23 protein-coding genes are annotated in these 16,559 nt (G+C 49.2%); 12 read left to right on the top strand and 11 right to left on the bottom strand.

Going from position 1 to position 16,559, the window contains the following annotated elements; genetic code table 11:
• Positions 1-13: 13 nt before the first annotated feature.
• On the top strand, positions 14-652 hold the full coding sequence (locus tag MKQ70_RS18805; protein ID WP_248081473.1) for a ribonuclease H-like domain-containing protein: 639 nt from the start codon (positions 14-16) through the stop codon (positions 650-652).
• Between the two features lie 29 nt (positions 653-681).
• Entirely contained in the window at positions 682-1,656 is a 975-nt protein-coding gene (gene holA, locus MKQ70_RS18800) for a DNA polymerase III subunit delta (RefSeq protein WP_248073372.1), read from the top strand.
• On the opposite strand, the gene MKQ70_RS18795 is transcribed toward holA, so the two are convergent.
• Positions 1,640-2,155 (bottom strand): riboflavin kinase, encoded by a 516-nt coding sequence (locus tag MKQ70_RS18795; protein WP_248073371.1) that lies wholly within the window; start codon positions 2,153-2,155, stop codon positions 1,640-1,642. The genes holA and MKQ70_RS18795 overlap by 17 nt on opposite strands.
• On the bottom strand, positions 2,092-2,574 hold the full coding sequence (locus tag MKQ70_RS18790; protein ID WP_248073370.1) for an adenylyltransferase/cytidyltransferase family protein: 483 nt from the start codon (positions 2,572-2,574) through the stop codon (positions 2,092-2,094). Before MKQ70_RS18790 ends, MKQ70_RS18795 begins: the two co-directional genes overlap by 64 nt.
• Before the next feature lie 121 nt (positions 2,575-2,695).
• Here MKQ70_RS18790 and MKQ70_RS18785 point away from each other — a divergent pair, with 121 nt between their 5' ends.
• Together MKQ70_RS18785 and MKQ70_RS18780 are read left to right on the top strand one after the other, a co-directional pair.
• Positions 2,696-3,433 (top strand): AIR synthase related protein, encoded by a 738-nt coding sequence (locus tag MKQ70_RS18785; RefSeq protein WP_248073369.1) that lies wholly within the window; start codon positions 2,696-2,698, stop codon positions 3,431-3,433.
• Positions 3,434-3,688: 255 nt separating this feature from the next.
• Positions 3,689-3,871: an AIR synthase-related protein gene (locus MKQ70_RS18780; protein ID WP_308199074.1), complete on the top strand. Its 183-nt coding sequence runs from the start codon at positions 3,689-3,691 to the stop codon at positions 3,869-3,871.
• A 325-nt stretch (positions 3,872-4,196) separates the two neighbouring features.
• Here MKQ70_RS18780 and MKQ70_RS42390 read toward each other — a convergent pair whose 3' ends face one another.
• From MKQ70_RS42390 to MKQ70_RS18760, 5 genes are read right to left on the bottom strand one after another with little or no spacing between them, the layout of a single operon-like run.
• On the bottom strand, positions 4,197-4,340 hold the full coding sequence (locus MKQ70_RS42390; protein ID WP_372490126.1) for an energy transducer TonB: 144 nt from the start codon (positions 4,338-4,340) through the stop codon (positions 4,197-4,199).
• Positions 4,289-5,542: a TonB family protein gene (locus tag MKQ70_RS18775; RefSeq protein WP_248073368.1), complete on the bottom strand. Its 1,254-nt coding sequence runs from the start codon at positions 5,540-5,542 to the stop codon at positions 4,289-4,291. Before MKQ70_RS18775 ends, MKQ70_RS42390 begins: the two co-directional genes overlap by 52 nt.
• Positions 5,512-5,877 (bottom strand): M56 family metallopeptidase, encoded by a 366-nt coding sequence (locus MKQ70_RS18770; RefSeq protein WP_248073367.1) that lies wholly within the window; start codon positions 5,875-5,877, stop codon positions 5,512-5,514. Before MKQ70_RS18770 ends, MKQ70_RS18775 begins: the two co-directional genes overlap by 31 nt.
• On the bottom strand, positions 5,850-6,233 hold the full coding sequence (locus MKQ70_RS18765; RefSeq protein WP_248073366.1) for a hypothetical protein: 384 nt from the start codon (positions 6,231-6,233) through the stop codon (positions 5,850-5,852). The genes MKQ70_RS18770 and MKQ70_RS18765 overlap by 28 nt, the downstream gene beginning before the upstream one ends.
• Before the next feature lie 6 nt (positions 6,234-6,239).
• A complete protein-coding gene (locus MKQ70_RS18760; RefSeq protein ID WP_248073364.1) occupies positions 6,240-6,602 on the bottom strand; it encodes a BlaI/MecI/CopY family transcriptional regulator in 363 nt (120 codons plus the stop codon).
• A 158-nt stretch (positions 6,603-6,760) separates the two neighbouring features.
• On the opposite strand from MKQ70_RS18760, the gene MKQ70_RS38855 reads away from it, so the two are divergent.
• The 5 genes from MKQ70_RS38855 to MKQ70_RS18735 all read left to right on the top strand — a co-directional run bounded on the left by MKQ70_RS38855 (position 6,761) and on the right by MKQ70_RS18735 (position 10,325).
• Complete coding sequence (locus MKQ70_RS38855) at positions 6,761-7,048, top strand: ATP-binding cassette domain-containing protein (protein ID WP_282456599.1); 288 nt, start codon at positions 6,761-6,763, stop codon at positions 7,046-7,048.
• Between the two features lie 11 nt (positions 7,049-7,059).
• A complete protein-coding gene (locus tag MKQ70_RS38850) occupies positions 7,060-7,455 on the top strand; it encodes a cell division ATP-binding protein FtsE (protein WP_308199072.1) in 396 nt (131 codons plus the stop codon).
• 286 nt (positions 7,456-7,741) lie between these two features.
• Positions 7,742-7,876 (top strand): 30S ribosomal protein S15, encoded by a 135-nt coding sequence (locus tag MKQ70_RS43285; RefSeq protein ID WP_443657945.1) that lies wholly within the window; start codon positions 7,742-7,744, stop codon positions 7,874-7,876.
• A gap of 86 nt (positions 7,877-7,962) precedes the next feature.
• Positions 7,963-9,771, top strand: coding sequence for a polyribonucleotide nucleotidyltransferase (locus MKQ70_RS18740; protein ID WP_248073358.1), 1,809 nt, complete (start codon positions 7,963-7,965; stop codon positions 9,769-9,771).
• A gap of 59 nt (positions 9,772-9,830) precedes the next feature.
• Positions 9,831-10,325 (top strand): S1 RNA-binding domain-containing protein, encoded by a 495-nt coding sequence (locus tag MKQ70_RS18735; RefSeq protein ID WP_248073356.1) that lies wholly within the window; start codon positions 9,831-9,833, stop codon positions 10,323-10,325.
• A gap of 180 nt (positions 10,326-10,505) precedes the next feature.
• Here MKQ70_RS18735 and MKQ70_RS18730 read toward each other — a convergent pair whose 3' ends face one another.
• Together MKQ70_RS18730 and MKQ70_RS18725 are read right to left on the bottom strand one after the other, a co-directional pair.
• On the bottom strand, positions 10,506-11,009 hold the full coding sequence (locus MKQ70_RS18730; RefSeq protein ID WP_248073353.1) for a YfbM family protein: 504 nt from the start codon (positions 11,007-11,009) through the stop codon (positions 10,506-10,508).
• Between the two features lie 26 nt (positions 11,010-11,035).
• The gene (locus tag MKQ70_RS18725) at positions 11,036-11,605 is read right to left on the bottom strand and encodes a hypothetical protein (RefSeq protein ID WP_248073351.1); all 570 of its coding nucleotides are present in this window, start codon (positions 11,603-11,605) and stop codon (positions 11,036-11,038) included.
• A 181-nt stretch (positions 11,606-11,786) separates the two neighbouring features.
• Here MKQ70_RS18725 and prmA point away from each other — a divergent pair, with 181 nt between their 5' ends.
• The 3 genes from prmA (at position 11,787) to MKQ70_RS18710 (ending at position 14,325) form a co-directional block, all read left to right on the top strand.
• A complete protein-coding gene (prmA, locus tag MKQ70_RS18720) occupies positions 11,787-12,611 on the top strand; it encodes a 50S ribosomal protein L11 methyltransferase (protein WP_248073350.1) in 825 nt (274 codons plus the stop codon).
• A 118-nt stretch (positions 12,612-12,729) separates the two neighbouring features.
• Complete coding sequence (gene plsY, locus MKQ70_RS18715; RefSeq protein WP_248073348.1) at positions 12,730-13,389, top strand: glycerol-3-phosphate 1-O-acyltransferase PlsY; 660 nt, start codon at positions 12,730-12,732, stop codon at positions 13,387-13,389.
• A gap of 132 nt (positions 13,390-13,521) precedes the next feature.
• Positions 13,522-14,325 carry a M48 family metallopeptidase gene (locus MKQ70_RS18710; protein ID WP_248073346.1) on the top strand — a complete coding sequence of 268 codons (804 nt, stop codon included), beginning with the start codon at positions 13,522-13,524 and terminating at the stop codon, positions 14,323-14,325.
• 82 nt (positions 14,326-14,407) lie between these two features.
• Here the strand turns inward: MKQ70_RS18710 and MKQ70_RS18705 are convergent, their stop codons facing one another.
• Together MKQ70_RS18705 and MKQ70_RS38845 are read right to left on the bottom strand one after the other, a co-directional pair.
• Positions 14,408-15,277: a transglutaminase-like domain-containing protein gene (locus MKQ70_RS18705; RefSeq protein WP_248073344.1), complete on the bottom strand. Its 870-nt coding sequence runs from the start codon at positions 15,275-15,277 to the stop codon at positions 14,408-14,410.
• Positions 15,278-15,373: 96 nt separating this feature from the next.
• The gene (locus tag MKQ70_RS38845) at positions 15,374-16,543 is read right to left on the bottom strand and encodes a topoisomerase C-terminal repeat-containing protein (RefSeq protein WP_282456598.1); all 1,170 of its coding nucleotides are present in this window, start codon (positions 16,541-16,543) and stop codon (positions 15,374-15,376) included.
• Between the last annotated feature and the right edge of the window lie 16 nt (positions 16,544-16,559).

The following is a 16,559-nucleotide window of genomic DNA, read 5'->3' as shown; positions in this document are numbered from 1 at the left end:
CCTCCCGGAAGAGATGAAAGCGCTCTGGAGTGAGAAGATTACAAAAACTTTGCCAGATTCGGTTAATGGGCCTGAAACCTTTGCTGACAGGGCAGGAATCTATGCCGAATTCGGTAAAATCGTTTGTATTTCCGTCGGCCTTTTCTATATCGAAAATGGATCTTATCACCTTCGTATCAAGTCGTTTTTTAATGATGATGAAACAGTTGTACTAACAGAATTCTTAGAATTGATAAATAAACTTTATGCAAAATATCAAAGAATTCTGTTATGTGGGCATAATATAAAGGAATTTGATATTCCCTATATTTGCCGCCGCGCCATGATCAAAGGGCTTAACCTGCCTATTCCCTTACAGGTCAATAACTTCAAACCATGGGAGCAGCCGGTGATAGATACGATGCAGATCTGGCGCTTCGGCGACTTCAGGAATTATACGTCCCTGAAGCTACTGGCCGCCGTTATGGGCATACCTACGCCGAAAGATGATATCGACGGCAGCATGGTGGCGCAGGTATACTGGCAGGAACAAAACCTGCCCCGCATCGCTGCTTACTGCCAGAAGGATGTGCTCACCGTAGCCCAGCTCATACTCAAATTTAAAGGTCTGCCTATCTTAAAAGAAGAAGAAGTAGACTTCGTAAAATATTAAAGCATGGAATACCAGGATATTATAAAAGATTGGAAACAGAAGAAATTCCGTCCGCTCTACTGGCTGGAAGGAGAAGAGGAGTTTTTATAGACCAGGTGGTGAACTATGCCGAGCATCATTTGCTCGACGAAGGCGAACGCGGTTTCAACCTTACTGTATTATACGGTAAGGATACCGACTGGGCGACTGTCATCAACAACTGCCGCCGTTATCCCATGTTCGCCGAAAAACAGGTGGTGATCCTCAAAGAGGCGCAGGCCATGCGCGACCTCCTGAAACTGGAGCCCTATATCGATCAGCCGCTGGAGTCCACCATTTTCGTGGTGGCGCATAAGCAGGGAAAAATCGACGGGCGCTCTAAAATGGCCAAACTGATCAAGGAGAAAGGCGTCATGTTATCTACCAAAAAAATGTACGATAACCAGCTGCCTGCCTGGGTAGAAGCCTTCGTACACGGCAAGGGGCTGTCTATCACCCAAAAGGCATGCATCCTGCTGGTAGATCATATTGGCAACGATCTTTCCCGCATTGCCAATGAAATAGATAAACTGCTGGTAAACCTGCCTGCCCAAAAGAAAATTGACGAATCGGATATCGAAAAGTATGTAGGCATCAGCAAGGAGTATAATGTGTTTGAGCTGCAGAACGCTGTAGGCGTGAAAGATATGGCCAAGGTTATGCGCATCGTAAAGTACTTCGGTGCCAATCCCAAGGCATCGCCTATACAAATGACCATCCCGGCATTGTATAACTACTTCGCAAAAATCAACCTGGTATTCGGTATTAAAGGAGGGGAGAAGGAAATAGCTTCCGCGCTGGGCGTACATCCTTTCTTTGTAAAAGATTATATAGCGGCGGCCACCAAATATGGCGCGGCCGATACCGAAAGGGCCATCTTGTTACTGCAGCAGTACAACCTGCGCAGTATTGGTATTGGTGACAGTGGGGTAGAGGATGCGGAGTTGCTGAAGGAGCTGTTGTTCCGCATCATGGCGCGGGCTTAAGTATTTCCCGTGCCCTGGCCGTATCATGGTGCATCTGTTTTACCAGGTCGTCGATGTTGTCAAACTTCATATCGGCCCGCAGGTATTCGATAAACTGCACGGTAATCGGCTGCCCGTAAATCTCTTCGTTAAAATCCGTGATAAATACCTCTATTCGCAGCTCTTTGCCGTTAAACGTAGGCCGGTAGCCGATGTTCAGCGCCCCGTTCCATTGTCCGGATGCCAGCGCCACCCGCACGGCGTATACACCCTGCGCCGGTACCAGTTTCCGTGTATCATGTAATGCAATGTTAGCAGTAGGAAAGCCCAGCTGCCGCCCCATCTTATCGCCATGCACCACGGTGCCGTTCAAGAAGTAGGGATAACCCAGCAACTCGTTGGCCAGCAACACTTCTCCGGCTAATAAGCTATTGCGGATCTTGGTGCTGCTTACCGTTAAATCATGCACCACCTGCTGCGGAATTTCCAGCAGTTCGAAGCCGAACTTGTGTTGCTCCACTTCCAGCAAAGCCAGTCCCCCTCGCGGTTATGCCCGAAGCGGTGATCATATCCAATAATAATTGTATGCGGATTAAATCGTTTGATGAGGAACGCTTCGAGGTATTCAGTAGCTGATAATTGAGAAAATTCCTTTGTAAACGGCACTACCACCAGGTGGTCTATACCCTGTAACGCCGGGAGCTTTACTTTTTCGTCGAGTGTGGTCAGCAGGTGTACGGGCGCCTTTTCGGGTGCGAGTACTTCGCGGGGGTGCGGGTCGAACGTAACAATTACTTTTTCGCCGTTACAGGCCGTGGCCGCCTGCTCCAGCTGCCGGAGGATGTGGCGGTGGCCCAGGTGTACGCCGTCGAAGGTGCCGATGGTGATCACGGCATTACGGAATTCCGGAAGTTGCTCTAAGTCTCTGTGAACCTGCATAAATAGTTAATCGTAACGTCAAATGCCGTGCAAATCTAAACGATTTAAGGTTAAAATCTTTTACTTTTGCAGTTCCTGTCATGGCAAAGGGGCCGCGGCAGTCAAATGTAATTATCTACAAGTGGACCAGAACCTTTACGCCAAACGCGGTGTGTCAGCCGGAAAGGAAGATGTGCACAACGCCATCAAGAATATCGATAAGGGATTATTCCCGAAAGCATTCTGTAAGATCGTGCCCGATATTCTCGGCGGTGATCCGGAGTGGTGCAATATCATGCATGCCGATGGCGCAGGCACTAAATCTTCCCTCGCCTACATTTACTGGAAAGAAACCGGTGATATCAGCGTATGGAAGGGTATTGCGCAGGACGCCATCATCATGAACACCGACGACCTCCTTTGCGTGGGCGCTACTGATAACATCCTGGTATCGTCTACCATTGGCCGTAATAAAAACCTCGTGCCCGGTGAAGTGATCGCCGCCATCATTAACGGTACCGAAGAAATCCTCGAAGAGCTTCGTTCCTATGGCATCGGTATTTACTCCACCGGCGGCGAAACCGCGGATGTGGGCGACCTCGTACGCACCATCATCGTGGATTCTACGGTGACCTGCCGCATGAAACGCGCCGACATCATTTCCAATCATACCATTCAGGCTGGTGACGTAGTAGTAGGACTTTCCTCCAGCGGCATTGCCAGCTACGAAAAAGAATATAACGGCGGCTGGGCTCCAACGGCCTTACCTCTGCCCGCCACGATGTATTTAACAAAACCATCGCGACGAAGTTCCCCGAGAGCTTCGATCCGGGCATCCCTTCCGAAGTGGTGTTCAGCGGCAGCAAAACCTCACGGATAACATAGACGTGCCAGGTTTCGGCAATATCCACGCCGGTAAACTGGTGCTGTCGCCCACGCGCACGTATGCGCCGGTGATCAAGAAAATACTGGAAGCTCACCGTCCGCAGGTGCACGGCATGGTGCATTGCAGCGGTGGTGCGCAAACCAAAGTATTACACTTCATCGATAACCTGCATGTGATCAAAGACAACCTGTTCCCGATCCCGCCGCTGTTCCGCCTTATCCAGAGCAATCCGGCACCAGCTGGAGGGAAATGTACCGTGTGTTTAACATGGGCCACCGCATGGAGCTGTATGTACCGGAAAGCGTCGCGGCAGATATTATCGCGATCTCCAAAAGCTTCAATATCGACGCGCAGATCGTTGGCCGGGTGACGGAAAGTCCTGCTAAAAAAGTAACGGTGAAAAGCGAGTTCGGCGAGTTCATCTACGAATAAATAATTCCCTGCATAAAGTGGAGCCCCGTGTTGCCGGGGCTTTTTTCATTTTACCAATGGTTGATTTTCTTTTCAGCCGCCATGCTGTTTTCTGTCAGCGTTTTTCCACCAGGGAAAGGGCAGGGAAAGGGCAGTTAAAGGGCAGGCAAAGGGCAAGGGTCTATACTGGCTTGTGTTTGACTGGCCTCATTCTTCGGAGATGCCTGGTTTTACTATGGTTTCGGCTAGTTGAAAAACGCCCTTTTCAGCAAGGATCCTTATAGGATCCATATAAAAGGCCCCCGGATAGTCCAGGGGGCCTGTGTATACAAGGTACGAATATATGCTAATCCTGTAAAGTAAACCTGATCGGCAGGTTAAATGCTACCGCCACATCCTTGCCGCCCTGCTGGCCCGGATTCCACTTGTCCATGCTCCTTACGACCCTGATGGCTTCTTCTTCCGTGCCATAACCCTTCTTTGGGCCAATTGTATTAATATCGGTAAGACTGCCGTCTTTTGCACCACGAAACTCACGAATACGGTGCCCGATGAGCCTTTTTCAACAGCATCATGCGGGTAACGTATGTTTTTTGACAGGTATTTGTGCAGTTCAGATTCGCCGCCGGGATATTTAGGTGGTTGTTGTACAAATGTGTATACTTCATTTGCGTCCTGTTTAGGCGCCGCTGTAGTAGTCGTTTGCTGTTTGGGCTTCGTTTCTTTCTGGAGCTGGAACTTCACCGGCAGGTTAAACTGCACGGATACCGTCTGGCCGTTTTGTCTGCCCGGTTCCCACTTCGGCATACCTTTTACCACGCGCATCGCTTCTTCTTCCAGTCCGCCGCCGCGGGGTTTACCCACCGTATTTACTTCGGTGATATTGCCCTGCTCGTCTACCACGAACGTTACGAACACCGTACCGGTGATGTTGCCCTTTACGGCAGCGTGGGGGTAGCGGATGTTACGCGCCATGTAGCGGTTCAGTTCCTGCGTACCGCCCGGGTACTTGGGTGGCTGCTCTACAAAGGTAAATACCTCTTTTTTCTTTGCGGGCTCCTGTGGCTCGTCTTCAGGTGCATAGTCGCCTTCGGCGCCGTAACCTACTACCACTACTTCGCCCACTTCTTTAGTCTCCCGTTCCAGTTGTATCAATATATTCGAAGTCCCTTTCTTCAGCGGAATTTCGCGGGTAACGAACCCGATAGAAGATACCACGATCGTAGCGTTGTCGGGCAGGCCGTCCAGAGAAAAGCTGCCATTCGATTCGCTGATCGTACCGCTTTGCGTGCCTTTAACAAGAATGGTGGCGTTCTTCACCGGTTTGCCGCTTTTGCTGCTGACTACACCTTCCAGCTTGTCGCCGTTTACTGCAACGAACGTTGGTTTTGCTGCTTCCACTTTCTTCATAGCGGTAGAAGAAAAGGCGGGTTGTACGGGCGTTTCCTGCACCTGGGCTACTGCAACCGGTTTAGGTGCGGGGGTGAGGGCGGCTTTCAGGTCCGCAATATCATTTTTGTCTACCACAAACGAAAGGGACGCAAAAATCACCGCGCCCAATGGCAGGATCATCACTCTCCGCAGATAGCTGAACTTGGGTTGTTTGGATTGCGTAAGCATAATAATTCTTCTTTTGATCGGTGGGTGGAAAAAATTATTGGTCAGCGTGAACTGTGCGTTACCCATCGCCATCTGCAGTATGGTCCGGGCGTATGCGGCCACCTGGCCATTGGCCGAGGCTTTTTGTCCGCAATAAATTCATGTATCAGCGCCAGTTCGCGTTTCATCAAGTGGAAAAACGGGTTAATCCAGCAAAAGGCCGTAATCACTTCCAGCAATAACTTGTCTATGCTGTGTTTTTCGGTGAGATGCGCGAGTTCGTGTTGCAGGATTTGCTGTCCCTCCGGACTTTCCAGCCGCGTTTCCCTGTTCCAGAAAATGTAGCGGAAGAAGGAGAAGGGCGACATCACCTTTTCGGACACCACGAACCAGTAAGGCTTTACATACTGCACGGGATTGTTGCGCACGATAGACATGATCTTCCAGCAGCTCCGGCAATGCGGATCAGCAAAAAGGCGAGGATCAGCAGGTACAGCAGGCTGCTCCAGTCGAACAGGTCCATCTTTTTAGCCGTGGGCAATACCGTTTCGCGGAGAATAACCAGTTGTGAAGTATAGGCATATACGGTAGACGCGGATTCTTCTTCCATAAACGGCAGCCGGATACGCAACAGCGGCAGGGCCAGCGAGAGCAACGTGGATAATAGCAGGTAATAGCGGTTCCACTGGTGGAATTTATTATTCCGCAGGGCTACATAATAATAACCGTACAGGATGCCGGAACAGGCGATCACCTTTATCAAGTATACCATAAAGGGTGTCATGGCTCATCAGTTTTTAGTGTCCTTGATCTTTTTCAACAGGCTTTCCAGTTCGTTGATGCTTAAATCTTTCTCTTTCACGAAAAAAGAAACCATGTTGGTGAATGATCCTTCGAAGTATCCCTTCACAAACGTTTTCATGGTCCGGCTGCTGTACTCGTCCTTCGATATCAGGGCGAAGTACTGGTGCGACTTGCCGTATGCTTTAAAATTGGCAAAACCTTTATCTACCAGTATCTTTACCAGGGTAGACACGGTATTATAGTGCGGCTTGGGTTCCGGCAGCTCGTCGATGATGTCTTTCACGAACGAGGGGCCGAGTTTCCATAACGCGTGCATAATCTGTTCTTCGGCTTTAGTCAATGTTTTCATGTTGCTCACTATTTTTGAAAGGTGGTTATCTATAACAAATATAGAACTATGCCTTTAGTTTTCAAACTTAATTTTTAGTTGTAAAAAATACCTTGGCAGACAAATACTTATTTTTTAAATAGTTATTTTTGTTGAACTAAACCCAATATTCAAACGAGATGATGGCCGATCAACCCATAGTACAACTGACCAATGCGAATATATATCAGGGTAACTCCCTGATCCTTTCCGACGTGAACATCACCATCAACAGGGGCGAGTTTGTGTACCTGATCGGTAAAACCGGTACGGGCAAAAGCAGCCTGTTAAAAACCCTGTATGGCGATCTGGCGCTCCGCGAGGGCATGGGGCAGGTAGTGGGATTTGATCTGAAGAAGATGGACTGGAAGAAGGTTCCTTACCTGCGCCGCAACCTGGGCGTGGTGTTCCGGACTTCCAGCTGCTGACGGACCGTAACGTGCACGATAACCTGAAGTTTGCGCTCAAGGCAACGGGTTGGCAGGACCAGAAGCAGATGGAGGAGAAGATCAATGATGTGTTGGATAAAGTAGGGCTTAAGACCAAGGGTTTTAAAATGCCTTATGAGTTGTCGGGCGGTGAGCAGCAGCGTGTGGATATTGCGCGTGCCTTGCTTAACTCTCCCAAACTGATACTGGCGGATGAGCCTACCGGTAACCTGGACCCCGAAACATCGGACGGTATTATGCAGCTGTTGTTCCGCATCTGCCGCGAAGATGGTACGGCGCTGGTAATGGCTACGCATGACTATATCGTATTGCAGAAATTCCCTTCCAGGGTGCTGCGTACAGAAAACGGGCAGGTGGTGGATAACGCTGCTGTTAACTTTGCATAAACAAATACTCATATAACTAAAACGCTGGTTCGCTGTTTCTTGTAAGTTGTTAATAATGAGTGGGTTTCATAAATTTGGAACTTGAATTATATCTTCTTACCTTTGCACCGGAAAAATAGCGACTAATTAAATTATTATTTATTACAAGATGTCTTACTTAACTGTAGAAAAGAAAGCTAACATTTTTAAAGAGTTCGGTGGTAGCGAAAAAATACCGGTTCTGTAGAAGCACAGATCGCGCTGCTGACAGAGCGTATCACTAGCATTTCTGCTCACCTGAAGCAAAATAAAAAAAGATTTCTCCACACACCGCGGCCTGATGAAAATGGTAGGTCAGAGAAAGCGTTTGCTCTCTTACCTGTCTAAAACCAACCTCGGCGGCTATCGTGCCCTGATCGAGAAGTTAGGTATCAGAAAGTAATCTGGATCTTATTATAGTACTATTCCCAACTTATTAATAGTTGGGAATAGTTTTTTTGTATGTGTACCTTTTAACTCTCATCATTTATGAATCTCACACCTACTTCGGTTAAATTTGATATAGGTGATGGTCGTATTGTGACCATTGAAACGGGCAAACTGGCCCGTCAGGCCGATGGTGCGGTAACGGTTCGCCTGGGGAATGCTGTTCTGCTGGCTACTGTGGTGGCTTCCAAGGAGCCCAAACCCGGCCAATCCTTCTTCCCATTAACGGTGGATTATAATGAGAAATTCGCCTCCGCGGGCCGTATTCCTGGCTCATTCTTCAAACGCGAAGGCCGCCTCTCCGATTATGAAGTACTGATATCTCGTTTGATCGATCGCGCATTGCGCCCTTTGTTCCCCGACGATTATCTCTGCGAAGTGCAGGTACTGGTAACCCTGATTTCTTCTGACAATGAAGTGGTTCCTGATGCACTGGCCTGCCTTGCTGCATCTGCCGCGCTCGCAGTATCTGATGTGCCCATCCAGGAAATTATTTCCGAAGTACGCGTTGCCCGCATCGATGGTAAGTACGTGATCAACCCCAACCGTACCGACCTCGCCCGTGCAGACATGGACTTTATCGTGGGCGCCACTGAAAAGAACATCATGATGGTGGAAGGCGAAAGCAAGGAATGTAGCGAAGACGATATGATCGCCGCTATTGAAGCTGCTCACGCTGCTATCCGCGTACAGGTGAAAGCGCAGGAAGAACTGCGTGACCTGGTGAATGCCGGCACCAAACGCGAATACACCAAACCATACGCTAACGAGGAACTGAAAGCTAAAATCGTAGCATTTGCTTCAGAGAAAATCCTGAACGTAGCAAAATCCGCCCTCAGCAAACACGATCGCAGCGATGCTTTCTCCGCTATCGGTAAAGAACTCACCGAATTCCTCGGTGAAGAACTGCCGGACGAAGACAAGCCGCTGGTAGGTAAATACCTGCACGATGTGGAAAAAGAAGTGATCCGTAACATGATCCTGGACCAGAAAACCCGTCTCGATGGCCGTAGCCTCGACCAGGTACGTCCTTTGGCCATGGAAACTGATTACCTGCCTTCTCCGCACGGTTCGGCCCTGTTTACCCGTGGTGAAACACAGTCACTGACTACTGTTACCCTGGGTACGCCGGAAGACGAACTGCTGATCGAAAGCGCTGCAGTGTCTAACTATGTTAAATTCATTCTGCACTATAACTTCCCTCCGTTCTCTACCGGTGAAGTAAAACCAATGCGCGGCCCCGGCCGTCGCGAGGTGGGTCACGGTAACCTGGCCATGCGTTCCCTGAGAATCATGATGCCGGGTGCGGATTACGCTTACACCGTAAGGGTAGTTTCCGATATCCTTGAGTCGAATGGTTCTTCTTCCATGGCTACCGTTTGTGCCGGTTCACTGGCGCTGATGGATGCGGGTGTGCCTTTACCTAAACACATCTCCGGTGTGGCAATGGGCCTTATCTCCCGTTCTTCCGACGGTGCCTGGGCGGTACTGACAGACATCCTGGGTGATGAAGACCACCTCGGTGACATGGACTTTAAAGTAACCGGTACCCGCGATGGTATCTGCGGTATCCAGATGGATATTAAAGTAGATGGCCTGAGCATGGATGTAATGCGTAAAGCGCTGGAACAAGCCCGCGCTGGTCGTCTGCATATCCTGGACGCCATGTACGAAGCACAACCAGCTTACCGTCCTGAGCCTAAACCACAGGCTCCGCGTATGGAAAAACTGATCATCGATCGCGAATTCATCGGCGCCGTAATCGGACCCGGTGGTAAAGTGATCCGGAGATCCAGCGCGAAACCAGTACTACGATCAACATCGAAGAAGTTGGTGAAAAAGGCGAAGTAAGCATCTTCTCTACACAGAAAGAAAACCTGGACAAAGCACTCGCCTGGATCAAAGGCATCGTGTCTGTTCCGGAAGTAGGCGAAGTATACGAATCTACCGTTAAGTCAATCATGCCTTATGGCGCGTTCGTAGAGTTCCTGCCTGGTAAACAAGGCCTGCTGCACATTTCCGAAGTTTCCTGGAAACGCCTGGAAACAATGGAAGGTGTACTGTCTGAAGGCGAAAAAGTGAAGGTGAAACTCACCGGCACCGATCCTAAAACCGGCAAGTTCAAACTGAGCCGCAAAGTACTGATGCCAAAACCTGAAGGCTATGTAGAACGCGAAGAGCGCGAAGACCGTGGTGACCGCGGCGATCGTGGCGACCGTCGTGATCGTGGCGACCGTGGTGGTGACCGCGGCAGGGGTGGTGACCGTCGCGGCTTTGGTGATCGCGGTGGCGACCGTGGCTTCAATGATCGTGGCGATCGCGGTGGCGACCGTGGCCCCCGCAATGGTCAGGAAGGTCAGGGTGGACAGGAAGGTCAGCCGATGAAATTCGACGACCAGGAATAGTCATAACTTACCAACAATACCGAAAGGGCAGGCCTTAACAGCCTGCCCTTTTTCATTGGCCTGCCCCGGAATAAAAAAGAAGGACCGGCAAAAGCCAGCCCCTCTCTTAATCTAAATTATACTATGGCAAATAGTACGTAGATTAGCCAGCCGTCGCCGGCATTGCCATCGTCATGGCAACTAGTTTAAATAGGTGATCATGCCATTGCGTTTCTCCGCGGCGCTTTTATAAAATGCTTTCATTACTTCGAAATTGTTGCTCAGGTAATCAAATGCCTCTTCACCATCTTCCCACATGCGCGGATAAATTTTAAGTGTGCTCATTTGTCCCGGGTCAAAACGCTTCCGCAGTTCATCGGCCGTGATTCGCTCCAGGCGTGAATATACATCCCGTACCTGCGTTGGCGTGAGATAGTGGGCAGGGCCCAGTCCCAGATCTTGTTTTTCGTCGATGATCTGCCCGCTGAACAGTGCCTGCGCCAGTTGCTGTTCCGCCTTTTCAATATCCATGATGCCATAACCCGTAAGCAGGTAAAGCAGCCCGTCCCAGGCTTTATCGAGGTCCACATGGCCGTTGTAATCGGCTTCCTTTTCGCTAAGCCGCAGTTCCAGCAGACCCGGATTTTTGAGGATAGCGTCAAGCTCGCCGGCGCCCACCTGCAGCAGGTTAATGATCATGCCCATTGGAGAATGTTTAGTAAAAAATTGTCTTAGCGTTTGGCGGAAAACTGCTCCATAAAAAATTCACTTTCTTTCCAGATCACTTTACCGGTAGTCGACTTATAAATGCGGAACGTTTTGCCGTCAATATCTTCATAAAATATCTGGTACTTCTGTGCGGGCAGCTTGCCTTTTTCGGTCACCTTAATACGACCATATTGCAGCAGGTCGGGAATTATTTCGTCGAGGTAAGGCATTAATATGCCCTCATCTTCTGCCCAGAACAACGTAAAGCGGGCCACGTCGTATGCGAGCATATTGCTGCGTGAAGTGTTCCAGAACTTGTTGACGAGATTATAATGTGTGCGTACGTCCTGCGGCTTTAATGGCGAAAACTGGATGTTGCGGTAAACACCGTGGTCATATTTCTTTTCTTTTAGAACGGTGTCCAGCGTTTTCAGATAATCGTCCACGTCAGACTTCTGGATGGTAAGCACAAAGGTGCGGGTGGTGTAGGTGAGTGTATCGGCGGTTTCCTGCGGTTCTACCTTTATTTCCCGCTGTGCGTGCGCCGCGGAAAAGCAGAGCACACCCAGGCAGAGGCTCATGAGCTTTTTCATAGGATATCGGTTAATTTAGGAACTCAAATATAATAATATGTATTTATATGTTTGTGTTTTCGGGGCGAGTATTTTTAAGGTTAATTTACTATTGATAAAGAACTCATTATAAGTCTATCAACATATAATGGAAGTTCGCATACTTGACTTGCATGCATAATTTGTTATCTTTGCACCTATCATGTCGCATATCGCAATAACCATATCATTGCCGGAGGAGCTGAAAGACATACTGATAGCACAATTGGCAGATGCATCATACGAAGGGTTCGAGGAAACGCACGAGCAATTAGTGGCTTATATTCCGGTGGATAAATTTGATGAGCAGGCATTACAGGCCGTTCTGGCCCAACACACACTGAACTACACCAAAGAGACTATTGCCAATACGAACTGGAACGCCGTATGGGAAAGTAATTTCGAACCGGTACTGGTCGACGACTTCTGCGGCATCCGCGCCGATTTTCACGCGCCCATGGGGCAACAAGTGCAACATGAGATCGTGATTACGCCGAAGATGTCGTTTGGCACCGGGCACCACGCCACCACGTTTTCCATGATCCGGCTGATGCGGGATATTTCGTTTACAGGTAAAACCGTATTTGACTTCGGCACCGGTACCGGCATCCCGGCCATACTGGCAGAGCGTTTGGGGGCGGAGCGGGCAGACGGGATAGACAACGACGAGTGGGCAGTGAATAACGCTATAGAGAACGTAGCAACCAATGGCAGTACCAGGGTGAAGGTGTGGCAGGCAGACAGCCCGGAGGGGGTAACGGGGCCGTACGATATTGTACTGGCGAACATTAACCGCAACATCTTACTGCGCTTCATGAAAGATATGCGCAGGTTATTACAAACAGACGGGCTTTTAATATTGAGCGGCATATTAACTGAAGACGAACCTGTTATAACAGACGCAGCAGTGGCTAACGGTTTCAGCTTTGAGCGTAAAGCGCAGAAAGAGAACTGGTTAGCGATGCAATTTAAGGCGAAGAATAACTAATGTAGATTAAATAGTATATCTAATGATCTGATTGATTATTGATTATATTAAAAAAATCTTAACTTTTCGCTTCTTTTTAACAACTAATTTACTATCTTAGCACTCTAACTTATTGTTGATGACAGAATTATTGCTTTTAATATGCGCCTACCTGATAGGCTCCATCGCTACTGCCGTGTGGGTTAGTAAAGGGGTTTTCGGTATCGACATCCGTGAGCACGGGAGCGGTAATGCCGGCGCTACCAACACATTCCGCGTACTGGGTCCTAAAGCCGGTACCTTCGTAATGGTGGTGGACATGTTGAAAGGTATCCTCGCCATTAAACTTTCCCTCTTAATTCCATACTACCAGCAACCTGATAATCTTACACAACTCGTGAACCTGCAAATTGGCCTGGGCCTCGCTGCGGTATTAGGACACGTGTTCCCGATATGGGCCGGTTTCCGTGGCGGTAAAGGCATCGCTACCCTGTTTGGCATGGTGCTGGCCATTCAACCCTGGGTGGCGCTGAGCTGCGTAGGTGTATTTCTGTTGATCCTCTTTTTAACAAGATATGTATCACTGAGCTCTATCATTGCGAGCATTGCGTTCCCCGTATTGATCCTCTTCATCTTTAAGGAAGAAGAACTGTACTACCGCATATTCGCTATTGCCGTAGCGCTGATGGTGGTATTAACACACCAGAAAAATATTGCCCGCCTGCTTACAGGTACCGAGAGCAAAGTTCCCCTCTTTAAAAACCGCAGAGGTCTCCGCCGCCGCCGCGACGAAGAATAAAGCATTACTACATACGGGTAAAAGGGTTTGGCATAAATTGTGCGTCTCTTTTAAAAGAAATTGAGTTAATCCAACATACCTGTGTTGGATTAATTTATTTTTGCGCACCTTATGATCTATAAACTAACATCAATGAAAAAAGCATCGCTTGTATTCATAGCTGGAGCAAGTCTTTTAGCAGCATGTGCCCGTGTGCCGATTACCGGCAGAAAGCAGTTGAACCTCATCCCGGAAGCTACTATGCAGAGCATGGCGCTTACCGAGTACAAATCATTCCTTTCAACGAACAAAACCGTGGCTGCCTCTGCCAGCAAAGATGCGGAGATGGTGCAGCGTGTTGGTAAGCGTATTGCTGCCGCAGTAACGACTTATCTTACCCAACAAGGGCATGGTAACGAATTAGCGGGCTACCAGTGGGAATTTAACCTGGTGCAGGACAACCAGGTGAATGCCTGGTGTATGCCCGGAGGTAAAGTTGTTGTGTACACCGGCCTGTTACCGGTAACTAAAAATGAAACCGCGCTGGCTTGTGTAATGGGCCACGAAATTGCGCACGCCATTGCGCGCCATGGTAACGAGCGTATGAGCCAGAGTATGGTGGCGCAAGGTATTCAGGTGGCAGGTTCTGTAGCGTTGAGCAAAAACGCACAGGCGCAGAATATCTTCTTACAGGCTTTCAACATTGGCGGTCCCCTGGGACTGAACGCTTACTCCCGCCAGAACGAGCTGGAAGCAGATGGTTTGGGCCTGGTGTTTATGGCGCTGGCTGGTTACAACCCCAACGAAGCCGTGGGTTTCTGGGAGCGTATGGCGGCAGCTTCTGGTGGCAGCAAACCACCCGAGATCCTGAGTACGCACCCGAGCGACGAAAGACGTATTTCCGAAATTAAGCGCCTGCTGCCTCAGGCAATGAAATATTATAAGCCACAGAGCTAATTTTTGTCCGGGCATTTAAATCTGCCGAAAAAGGGGAACATGTTCATAACATGTTCCCCTTTTTATGATTTTAAGGTTGTTTTTAAGGCGCTACGATCAAAGATAGGTTCGTGAGTTCGCTGTGCTTGTAATCGTCTTTTTCGTGCAGAAAACACTTACCCAGCTCCTCCAGCAGGAACTGGATGATCCGTTTGTTCGACTGCGGCCGGTAATAGGACGGCAGCGGATGCACGGCTACCCGGCGGAAGTACGTTTCCACGTCCTGCTGTGTATAAATCTGCCCCTGTATGGGATCGATGAAGAACAGGATGCGGAAATCATCATTTTCCGGGCTGGAAAAGTCGTAGAAGGTGTCGTAGTACGCGAGAATGAACTGCCGTGGAATGTTTACCGCGTACACAGGCAGGTCCAGCATGGCGCAAAGGGCCTGGTAGATGATGCCGTTGGTGATCGGGTTTCCCTTTTTACTTTCGATCACCTGGTTCATGAAGAACTGGTTCTTTCGCTGGTAGGAAATTTCCTCGCCTTTAAGTCCGAAGTAATTATAGATCATGCTGTTCAGCACATTGATCTGTTCCAGCGGGGTAAGGTAGTTATTCAGTTCGAGCCAGATGTTTCGTTTGATGCGTTCTATTTCCGAGATGATGGGCGCAGGGCTCAGGTCCGGGAATTGATAGCGGGCGGTGAGGATGGCGCCTTTCATGAGATCCGGCTTATCGTTGCCGGCCCAGTCGGTCAGCGCATCCTGGAGGTCCATATAGTGAACGCGGTGGATGAGCATTTCGATCCTTTCCTGTATACCTTCGTCGAGCGTAGTTTCCCAAAGGTGTTCCAGGTTGGGTATGATTTCCTTTCCGAACAGCAGTATCTTGTTGGCCACTGTATCGTACACCTCCTGATCGGGATCGTCCGGGAGGTGGAACAGGGCGTTTATTTCTTTGGTTTCACGCATGCGTTCGTCGTTGATGATGGTTTACTATAAACTGTTGGCAGGTGAAGGGCCGGTCCTGTTGCGTTTATAACAGCCATGAACAACTTCAACTATCAACTATTCCGATTTCTTCTTGCGGCCTGCTGCGGCTTTTTTCTTAGGTGGATTCGCCTTCACGTCTTCAATAATGGCTTTGGCTTCTTCCACGGTAATATCCGCGGCGGCATCTATTCTTTCTTTAGGGATCTTGAAGTTCCGGAGGCCCTGTTTAATATACGGGCCGTAGGGACCTTTCAGAATCTGTATCTTTTCTTTTTCGAATACTTTAATGGTACGTTCAGACTTAGCCGTGCGTTTTTCCACGATCAGCGGTGCTACTTCTTCGAGTTCCACCGTATATGGGTCCATTTCTTTTTTAAGGGAATAGAACTGTTTGGCGTGGGAGGCGTACGGGCCAAAGCGGCCAATGTTCACCACTACTTCTTCACCTTCGAATAAGCCCGGGTTGCGCGGCAGCTTAAACAGTTCCATTGCCTCGTCCATCGTAATGGTTTCGATACTCTGGGTGTTTTTGAGCTTTGCAAAGCGTGGCTTCTCTTCATCTTCCACGCTGCCGATCTGGATCATGGGACCAAAGCGGCCCATACGCGCTACGATAGGTTTACCGGTGGCGGCGTCGGTGCCCAGCTGCCGTTCGCCTTTTACTCTTTCTGCTTTTTCGAGCGTGTTTTCTACATCCTTATGGAAAGGATTGTAAAACTCGTTGAGCATTTTGTTCCAGACTTTGTTACCGTTGGCGATTTCGTCAAACTCCCCTTCAATTTTTGCAGTGAAGCCATAGTCCATCACAGAATCGAAGTACTGGTTCAGAAAGTCTGTAACTATCATGCCAAGATCGGTGGGGAACAGTTTTGCCTTTTCGGCGCCGGTGTTTTCGGTATCGGCCGTTTTCTCGATCTTGTCCGATTTCAATATTAAGATACGAAACTCTCGTTTAACTCCTTCTTTGTCCCGTTTTTCCACGTAGGCGCGCTTCTGTATCGTAGTGATAGTGGGCGCGTAGGTAGACGGGCGGCCGATGCCGAGTTCCTCGAGTTTCTTTACGAGGCTGGCCTCCGTGTAGCGTGGAGAAGGGCGGGTAAACCTTTCGGTGGCCTTCATTTCGCGGAGGTCGAGCGGTTGTTTAACGGCCAGGGGAGGCAGTACGCCTTCCTGTTCTTCCTCCTCATGCAGGTCTTCGTCATCGCGGTCTTCGCGGTACACTTTGAGGAAGCCGTCGAACTTCAATACCTCACCGCTGGCA

It is taken from the genome of Chitinophaga sedimenti (assembly GCF_023156195.1).
GTDB lineage: Bacteria > Bacteroidota > Bacteroidia > Chitinophagales > Chitinophagaceae > Chitinophaga > Chitinophaga sedimenti.
The sequence above is the reverse complement of the archived record's forward strand: the minus strand, read 5'-3'. Positions and strand labels throughout refer to the sequence as shown.